General features: G+C 60.2%; 8 protein-coding genes. 3 read left to right on the top strand and 5 right to left on the bottom strand.

From position 1 onward, the window contains the following. Positions 1 to 328 precede the first annotated feature (328 nt). From NCR34_RS28270 to NCR34_RS26320, 4 genes are all read right to left on the bottom strand, one after another. Positions 329 to 592, bottom strand: a complete 264-nt coding sequence (locus NCR34_RS28270) for a tyrosine-type recombinase/integrase (protein WP_350029458.1) — start codon at positions 590 to 592, stop codon at positions 329 to 331. 109 nt (positions 593 to 701) lie between these two features. Continuing rightward, positions 702 to 1,514, bottom strand: a complete 813-nt coding sequence (locus tag NCR34_RS28265) for a tyrosine-type recombinase/integrase (RefSeq protein WP_350029457.1) — start codon at positions 1,512 to 1,514, stop codon at positions 702 to 704. Next, positions 1,499 to 2,386 carry a phage integrase family protein gene (locus tag NCR34_RS28260; protein WP_350029456.1) on the bottom strand — a complete coding sequence of 296 codons (888 nt, stop codon included), beginning with the start codon at positions 2,384 to 2,386 and terminating at the stop codon, positions 1,499 to 1,501. The genes NCR34_RS28265 and NCR34_RS28260 overlap by 16 nt, the downstream gene beginning before the upstream one ends. Further along, on the bottom strand, positions 2,379 to 3,062 hold the full coding sequence (locus NCR34_RS26320; protein ID WP_250501279.1) for a hypothetical protein: 684 nt from the start codon (positions 3,060 to 3,062) through the stop codon (positions 2,379 to 2,381). Before NCR34_RS26320 ends, NCR34_RS28260 begins: the two co-directional genes overlap by 8 nt. A gap of 222 nt (positions 3,063 to 3,284) precedes the next feature. Here NCR34_RS26320 and NCR34_RS26315 point away from each other — a divergent pair, with 222 nt between their 5' ends. The 3 genes from NCR34_RS26315 (at position 3,285) to NCR34_RS26305 (ending at position 6,798) form a co-directional block, all read left to right on the top strand. Then, positions 3,285 to 4,181, top strand: a complete 897-nt coding sequence (locus NCR34_RS26315; RefSeq protein WP_250501278.1) for an AbiTii domain-containing protein — start codon at positions 3,285 to 3,287, stop codon at positions 4,179 to 4,181. A 187-nt stretch (positions 4,182 to 4,368) separates the two neighbouring features. Beyond that, a complete protein-coding gene (locus NCR34_RS26310) occupies positions 4,369 to 5,058 on the top strand; it encodes a hypothetical protein (RefSeq protein ID WP_250501277.1) in 690 nt (229 codons plus the stop codon). A 303-nt stretch (positions 5,059 to 5,361) separates the two neighbouring features. After that, a complete protein-coding gene (locus tag NCR34_RS26305; RefSeq protein ID WP_250501276.1) occupies positions 5,362 to 6,798 on the top strand; it encodes an IS5 family transposase in 1,437 nt (478 codons plus the stop codon). Between the two features lie 707 nt (positions 6,799 to 7,505). Here NCR34_RS26305 and NCR34_RS26300 read toward each other — a convergent pair. Then, a complete protein-coding gene (locus NCR34_RS26300; protein WP_284506712.1) occupies positions 7,506 to 7,892 on the bottom strand; it encodes a tetratricopeptide repeat protein in 387 nt (128 codons plus the stop codon). Between the last annotated feature and the right edge of the window lie 97 nt (positions 7,893 to 7,989).

The following is a 7,989-nucleotide window of genomic DNA, read 5'->3' as shown; positions in this document are numbered from 1 at the left end:
TCGCACCGCACGCCGCACAGAAGGATCAACTGAAACCACTGGCATCCGGTTTCTGCACAACTTGACGCACAGAACTCGGGTTGATATGACTTTCCGTGTCAATCGTGACCAGTTCTCAGTTTTGGTTCATCTGAATTTCCTGAGGGCGACGTAGCAGTACGTCTCGACGGTGGGTCACACTTCTATGAGCAGACTCCTGTCAAGATCGCTTTCCCGAAATTTTCATAACCTGTGTGACCTGTGTTGGTCCTGAAGCCGCCATTGCGCTCGTGAGAAGAACCAGCATCCTCACCGCCTTCTACACGCGCAACGCCGACTGCGCTGCTGCTCACTGCCCCGTCTCATGCGCGGCGACGCCGGCATAGGAGCGAGCCACCTCTTCGACCACGCGCTGCTTTTCGGCCTGGACATAGATGGTCGTCGTTTGCAGAGAGGCGTGACCGAGCACCTTCTGCACGACATCCACCGGCACCTCCTCGGCGACCGATTGGGTACCAAAGGTGTGGCGAAACGCATGCGCGTTGGCTTGCCCCAGCCGCATTCGTTCATCCAGGCTCAAGTCGTCCATCGTCCGAACGAGTTCGGTGATCATTCGACTAATTAACCGGTTCAGTCCATCCGCGGTGTAGCTCGCTTCATTTACAGGCTGCCCCTCCTTGCCCGCCGCGCTCTGCTCGCCCCGATGTCTCAGGCGTGATGCGTCAGTCCACGGAATGACGACGGGGCTCAGCAGCGGCCCGCTCCGTTTGTGTTCTTCGGTCGTGCCGTCGAAATCTTGAGCCCGATCGCGCCAATGCGCGCGCAGCGCGTTCAAGCGTCGCAGCGCTCACCGGCACCGTGCGTTCGCGCTGCCCCTTGCCGACGATGGTCAGCTCCCAGACCGGTCGCTCGGGTGTTCCAAAGGAAGAAGGGCGCAAATGCTCGCGCCGGGCGCTCGCCGCTTCCTCACGTCGCAGACCCGAATCGCCCATCAACAGAATGGCTGCGCGCACGGCCCGCCATTGCGCGCAAATCGTCGCCCCCCCCTCTTCTGCTGATCGCACATCCAGCTCTTGGCGCAGCTTGCGCCACAGACCGGCAGGCAACGCGCGTTCGATCTTGATCGCGCGCTCGCGCTTAACCACCACTGGATCGTTGACCGCCTTCCATGGATTGCCGGCTAGATAGCGGACGTCCACCCACCAGGCGAACGCCGTCCGCAGGACCCGAACGGCATACCGCTGCGAGTCGGGCGAAAGCGTCGCCGACAGTGGTGCTTTTCCATCAGCGACCGCAGAGGCGTTGGGCAAGGCAAACGGACGCCAGCGCGGCGAATGCCGCGGGAAGCGCTCACCCACAAACCGCGGGTCGGGGCTTTTCAGGAAATCCTTGTAGGCCTCGCAGTCATCGACCCGCAGATCGCTCAACGCCTTGCCGCGCAGTACCACCGCCCACAACAGAAACCGCTCCAGCTCCTTGGTGTATGCGCGCAAGGTTTTCGGCTGATCGCGAAAGCGGTTCAGATACGCGCGCACCGCCTCGAGATCATGGTTCGCCTGGATATACAGAAGGCCGTCGCGCGATTTTCACCGTGCGCGCCCGATAGGGCGTGCGGCACGGCGAGGCGCTCGAGCGGCGCAAGCGTCAGTGGACCCGCCTCTGGGTTACCGTCCTGACCGCTTCTTGGACCGCTGCCTGGGCCGCTTTCCGTCACCTTGACGGCCGGCACCACCTCGACCAGGTCGGCCGCGATCAGCGGGACGCCGTCACGTTCTTCCGAGTCGATGTCGGCTTCGATCGTTAGTTGCAGCGATGCTCGCTGCTTGCGCAACCAGCTCACGATCGCGCGCGCCCGGCCCGGGCCGATGCGCGGAATCGAGCGCCACCAGCTGCCGCCGCGCCGATTACAAAACACGACCAGTTCGCCGAGCGTCTCAATGCCCTCGCCTTTCAGACGCCGCGCCACGCGCGGCCGCAGCCAGGCGCTAATCGGATGATCCGGGCGCGGCGGCGCCGCGGCGAGTTGCGCCGCCTCGGTGACCATCCGGAACGTCACCGCCGTCAGCACCGGTCGCCCATGCTGCCGAATCGACGCGCGCAGGTGGTCCGCGAGCGCGGTCGAGCCGTGCGCGAGTGCGAGCGTCACCAGCGCGTCGAGCATCGTCGTCAGGTGCCGCTCCATTGCGCCGGGCGTGGCCGCGTGCGGATCGTCGTCGGGGTCGTAGTAGGTGCGCGCGATCACCGCCGGCGCAATGCGTTGCACGTACGCGCGCAGCGCCGTGAAGTCCTTGGTCGTGTAGCGGCGCTCGAGGGCAAGTGATTCGGTAAGCTTTTCCGGGGGGCGCGCCGATTTTTGGGTGAGCTTTTCCGGGGACGACGCCGTCGTCACACGCGCGCGCTCAGGCATCGCCCCCCTCCTCATCGCGCTCGTCGTCTGGCTGATCACGGCCGCCTCTTCCGTCATTCAGTGACGGCGGCGCCGGTGCGCGAAGGCGGGGCAAGCCAAGCTGTTCAAGCGCGTCGCTGGCCTGCGCCATGAACACCTCGGGCCAGGTCGCACACAGGCACTCGAACGCGGTGCGAGCTTCCCGCAGCAGTTCCGCCAGACGCGCATTTTCGGCCGCGTAGGCGGTGTCATCGAAGTCGGTGGTCGGGCGCGCGCCGTACATCACGCGCTGCACCAGCTTCACCCCGCCGACATCGGCGATGAAGTCGATCACCGGCAGGAAGCGCGCCTCTTCAGCCAGAGCTGAACCAAAGGTCTCGGCCAGCGCGATCACGACCGCAAGTTCGATGCGCGTGGGTTGGACCGGCAAAGACGGCACGGCGTCGCCATGCGCGGTCAGCCACGCGGCGGCGGCCCGCCGCTTGAGGGTAATCGCTTCATCCACCGCGAGTACCACCTGCGCGACGGCGGCGGTCGGCGCCTCGGCGGGCCACCGCTGAGCCGAACTGAATGCGTCGTTCGCCGTGTCGTCTGATCTTTTGCCCGGATCGTCCGGCTGCGCGTCGTTGGCGTCGAGGTTCACGAGTGTTTGAACCGTGGTGACGGTAATGCTTGCGCGGTAGGCGGCGATGACCATCTAACTCTGAACCGCTGGTTCACTTAACCCTGAACTATCTCGGTCGTGGTTCGCTTAACTTTGTACTTTCTTCCCGGAGTTAAACGCCGTTGCCTACCCGGCGGTTTGGACCACCTTTGCAAAGGCTCTACATCGACCTACGTGAATCACGACCGAAGGGGCGGTTGAGGCCTTAGGGCCGTATTCTAATATAATTATGGACTTACATTCGCGCCCTGTCCTATGAGCCTTCCGCTAGTACTTGAACTGCAACGCCTAGCCCTCAATGAGGACACCTCCGTTGTGCAACTGGTCCGGACAGCAAAGTTAGTCGCCGCCAAGCTCAAACTCCCCGATGCGATAGACTGGATCGACCGTGAGCTAAACGGATACTCCGACCTGACGGCGCTTCCGAGCTATCGGATACTTCGAGGAGAATGTCGCGCAATAAACCCATTTCGAGGGTGGGTGCCGGTGCAGTTTCCGGACGCTCAAATGGACGAACTGTGCACTGAAGCGAGGATTGGGCAGTCTCTTGGTTCCATTGAACCGCTAGTTAGAGATGACAGCGACCACGCTCTTCTGCACTATCCGTTTGAAATCGAGCAGACTCTGCAGCGCATGTTCCAAGAGCAGACCCGTTTTGCCATACGCCTGTCGAAAGGCCACCTTGCCGGAATTTTTGACGCCGTGCGAAACCTGACGCTTAACTGGAGCCTCGAACTCGAGCAGGCGGGCGTGCGCGGCGAGAATATGTCATTTACCCTTAACGAACAGAACGAGGCGCGGCCTGTGACTCAACAGTTCTTCATCCAGAATGCGGGCGTAGTCGGCAACGTGTCGGATCACGCGAACGTGACGAATAATCAAAACGTACATGGCTCATTGTCCGTCGAACGCGTCCGCGACCTAGTCAAACAAGCAAAAGCATCCCTGCCTGCTTTGCCGCCTACGCTCGCAGCAGAGGCAGGTGGCGTGCTCGACGAACTTGCAGTCGAGTCCCGCAAAGCCTCACCCAATAGCGGAAAGCTGCGAGACGCGCTATCGTCTTTAAGAGCCATATGCGAAGGCGCGGCAGGAAACATCGTGGCGTCTGGTATCACTGCGGCAGTTACTGCCCTTCTTACACACGGTGCATAACCGCGGCACGGACACGTAGGCGGGTCGCGTATCCGCAGGCGGCTTTGTAATCGTGTCGAGCAGCCAACGTCAGAAGAAGCAGGCATGGCCCTTGTAGAAAGGAAGGCGCTACCGGAACGACGCCGCGTTAGGCGGCCTACCTGAAAAGATTTGCGCGTTTGTCACCGTCAAAAGGGGCGGGGCACCAATGCCGAAAGTGACGAAAATTGGGAAGCGCGCGGCCACAATTCGAAAGTTTCGATCGCGCGCTCCTGACCGCAAGCTGCTGAGAGCCGCCGACAGCTTCACGCGACATCCGGCCACGTTGCTAATCTTAGGCTTCATCCTGACAGCCGTCGTTGGGTCGTGGATTCAAAGCCGCGAACAAGACATCGAAAAGCAACGCAAGATTATCAATGCCTCCCAATCGGCAATAGTTGAAATACAAAAAGTGGTCTCAGAATGGGTGGTTCGCGTGCGACTCGCACACCGGGACACGTATGGCGGATCGGAAGATGATCGTGCAAGAGCGGAGGAAGCCTATGTTCGGGTACTTTCTACGTTGATTTCTCAAGAACCCATTGTCTTGCAGCCATTCACCCGACAAGCGGCGCACTCTTCCGCCATGAACCGATTGAAAGCATATATTACGAGAGCCGAGCGCAAGTTCGAACAGCCAAACTCGTTATTGAACGAAGGCGAGCTAGACCAGCTTGAGCGGGAGGTTCCTGACTGCGTACGGTATTTCTTCGCCCCTTATTTGATCGCGCTAAATGAAGACGGGCTAGACGACTTGGGAAGGAGCAAATTGGCGCGAAGTATCAAACAAGACGGCGTCCCAGTTCTAGTAGAGGGGGGCGATCATTGTCCGTTGCTCGGGAAGCTGAATAACAAATAATCGCTCGTGTCGCAGTTCAGCTAACTCTGAACCGGCAAGGCGCGTCCGTTCGACTTTGCAACGATGCTGTTCCTGTAACTCCGAATCCACGAGCCATCTGCGACGAAAGCGGCGGCTTATGGGGGATAGCAACCAGTCGGCGTTGCTCCACTTCGTTGGCCCGAGGAACTTAACAAGATAAATAGTTGGTCTTGCAGAATGGCGCGAAGCCAGGCGCCGCTTGCGAATAGGTGCAAATAGAGGGTTGCGGAACTCCCAGTTTCAATATGGAATTGGGCTATCTTCTGGGAGTGAGAAGCGCCGATGAGCACACCGGATTTCTTCCGCAGCCGCCTGGATGCGATGATCGATATGCGGCATCCCCTGGCGGTCTTGGCGAATCGGATGCCATGGACGTCGATAGAGGCGACGTTGACACCGATCTTTGAGCGACGTGCTCGCGAAGGCCGGATAAGCGCGGAGATTGATCTGTTCGGCACGGCGTCCAAACTGGCCGGTGCAGGCCTCAGCGCTGCCGGACGTCCGCGCCTGTCGATCCGGCTGATGGTCGGGCTGCTCTATCTGAAGCACGCGTACAACGAAAGTGATGAATCGGTTTGTGAGCGCTGGGCACAAGACGTGTACTTCCAGTTCTTCTGTGGCGAGGAGTATTTTCAGCCGCGCATGCCGGGCGATCCGACGAACCTCGTGCGGTTTCGGCAGGCGCTGGGCGAAGGCGGCGTCGAGGAGTTGCTCGCGACGACCATCGCAACGGCCGTGCAAATGAAAGCAGTGAGGCCGGCGGAGTTCGAGCGCGTGATTATCGATACGACGGTCCAACAGAAAGCGATTGCCTATCCGACTGACAGCCGATTGCTGGAAATAGCGCGAGGCAAACTGGCAAGGCTCGCGCAACGTGCCGGATTGACACTGAAGCAAACCTACGAGCGAGAGGGGAAACAGTTGCGTCGCCGCGCCGGTGGCTATTCGCATGCAAAACAGTTCAAGCGACTGCGCCGGGTGCTCAAGCGTCAGCGCACGATACTCGGACGATTGCTGCGCGACATCGAGAGAAAGTTACCGAACGCATCCGCCGAGCAACAGGCGTCCTTGAGCATCTGGCTTGAGCGCGCCTGGCGTATCTACCGCCAGCGGGCAAAGGATAAGCACAAGCTCTACGCGCTTCATGCGCCCGAAGTGGAGTGCATCTCGAAAGGCAAGGCTCGCCAGCCCTATGAATTTGGCGTCAAGGTAAGTCTCGCGATCACGGAGAAGCAAGGCCTTATCGTCGGTGCCCGCTCGTTTGCGGGCAACCCGTATGACGGGCATACCCTGGCCGGACAACTTGAACAAACGACCATCTTGCTTCAGGATCTGCCGGGCGTATCGAAGCCGCGAACGGTGCTGGCCGATCTTGGTTATCGTGGTGCGGATGCCGATATTGCCCCGGTACAGTTGATTCACCGAGGTAAACACAAGACGCTAAGCAGTACACAGCGACGATGGTTAAAACGTCGCCAAGCGATAGAACCGATCATCGGGCATGTGAAGCAGGACCACGGCATGCAGCGTTGCTGGCTAAAAGGACAAACCGGCGACGCATTGCACGCTGTGTTGTGCGCAGTGGGCTATAACCTCCGCTGGTTGTTGCGTGCCATTGTTCGTCTGGGGCTTGGCCCCCTGTTGCTTGCACTTGCGTGGCTGCGCTGCGTGCCGGAGATATGGCAGGAAGCCTTGCCCGCACCTCCCGCAACTGCCTGAGTTGGCGGAGTGCGGCGGAAGTCGGTCGACCGCCGGAAAACGTCCGCGATGGAAATCGAATTTTGCAGGTCGGACTAAATAGTGCGATCAAGCGTGTGCCCAACAAGCAGAAGGTCTCGAAACATTGCGGTATCGGGACAAGGAACACTGCTTGAGCCTGTTGCGAGACATTGGGAACGTCGAAAGGATGAATGCCCTGCTACGCCAGAAAGCTTCCATTCCGCGCGGTCCCGATCCGACAGCGTCACCAGCAGGTCGGCCTAGGACGCAGGCCGGTGCGTTACCCCGGTTTCCAGCAATCGCTCTCACCTCGCTGAAGTCTTTTCCGGGAGTTTTCAACACAATAGGCCGAACTGAGCCGGCTGCGCCGTTTGGTAGTCCCATCTGAAGTCAGACAGGCCTCTAGGCGACCCTCCCTCGCTTCCGTGCGATTTCTGACGTTGGAAACGTAGCCCCAAAGTTCCAAGTTAAGAGAAACCAAACGCGGATAATTCAACGTTAAGCGAACCAGCAGTTCAGACTTAAATGAGCACGGTCGTTGGGAAGCACCGCGCTCGGCAGTCCGACAGTTCAGCGTTGAGTGAATCTCAACAATTCGCTTACCTTTGAACTTTGTTCAATTATGTCTGAACGCCGCCCGCGACCACTGGCGACGCGGACCGGGTGTCGTGATCCGGCCATGACCGATCCGAAACAGCAAACCTAGGCTACGGGACGAATCGATGGATTTCACCGCGTCTTCCAGCCGTGTCGAACTCGCGCAGCCTCGCAAGTGCTTTATCGAGGTTGTTCTGGGCCGTTGCCCAGCGCAGCGGACCACGCTCACGGGTCAGTTCGGTCAGCGCCGCGTGGAAGGCCGCCACCGCTTCTTCCAGCCGTGCCCTGCCGCTCTCGCGCTCGCTCAGTGTCACGAGCGCGCTGCCCAGGTTGTTCTGCGTCATCGCCCACTCCAGCGGGACGCGCTCACGAGTATGTTCGGTCAGCGCCGCGTGAAAGGCCGCCACCGCTTCTTCCAGCCGCTCCGTGCTGCTCTCGCGCCTGCCCAGGTTCACGAGCGCTCTGCCCAGGTTGTTCTGCGTGGTCGCCCAGCTCAGCGGGAAGTGCTCGCGGGTATCGGCGGGTGCGGCATAGGTTAGGCAACCTTCCGATCATGGTCAATTGATTTCGAGCTTGACCGTTTCAAGGCCGCAG

The sequence above is a fragment of the Caballeronia sp. GAWG1-5s-s genome (assembly GCF_023631445.1).
Taxonomy (GTDB): Bacteria; Pseudomonadota; Gammaproteobacteria; order Burkholderiales; family Burkholderiaceae; genus Caballeronia.
Note: the sequence above shows the minus strand (reverse complement) of the source record. Positions and strands in the feature narration are given on the sequence as shown.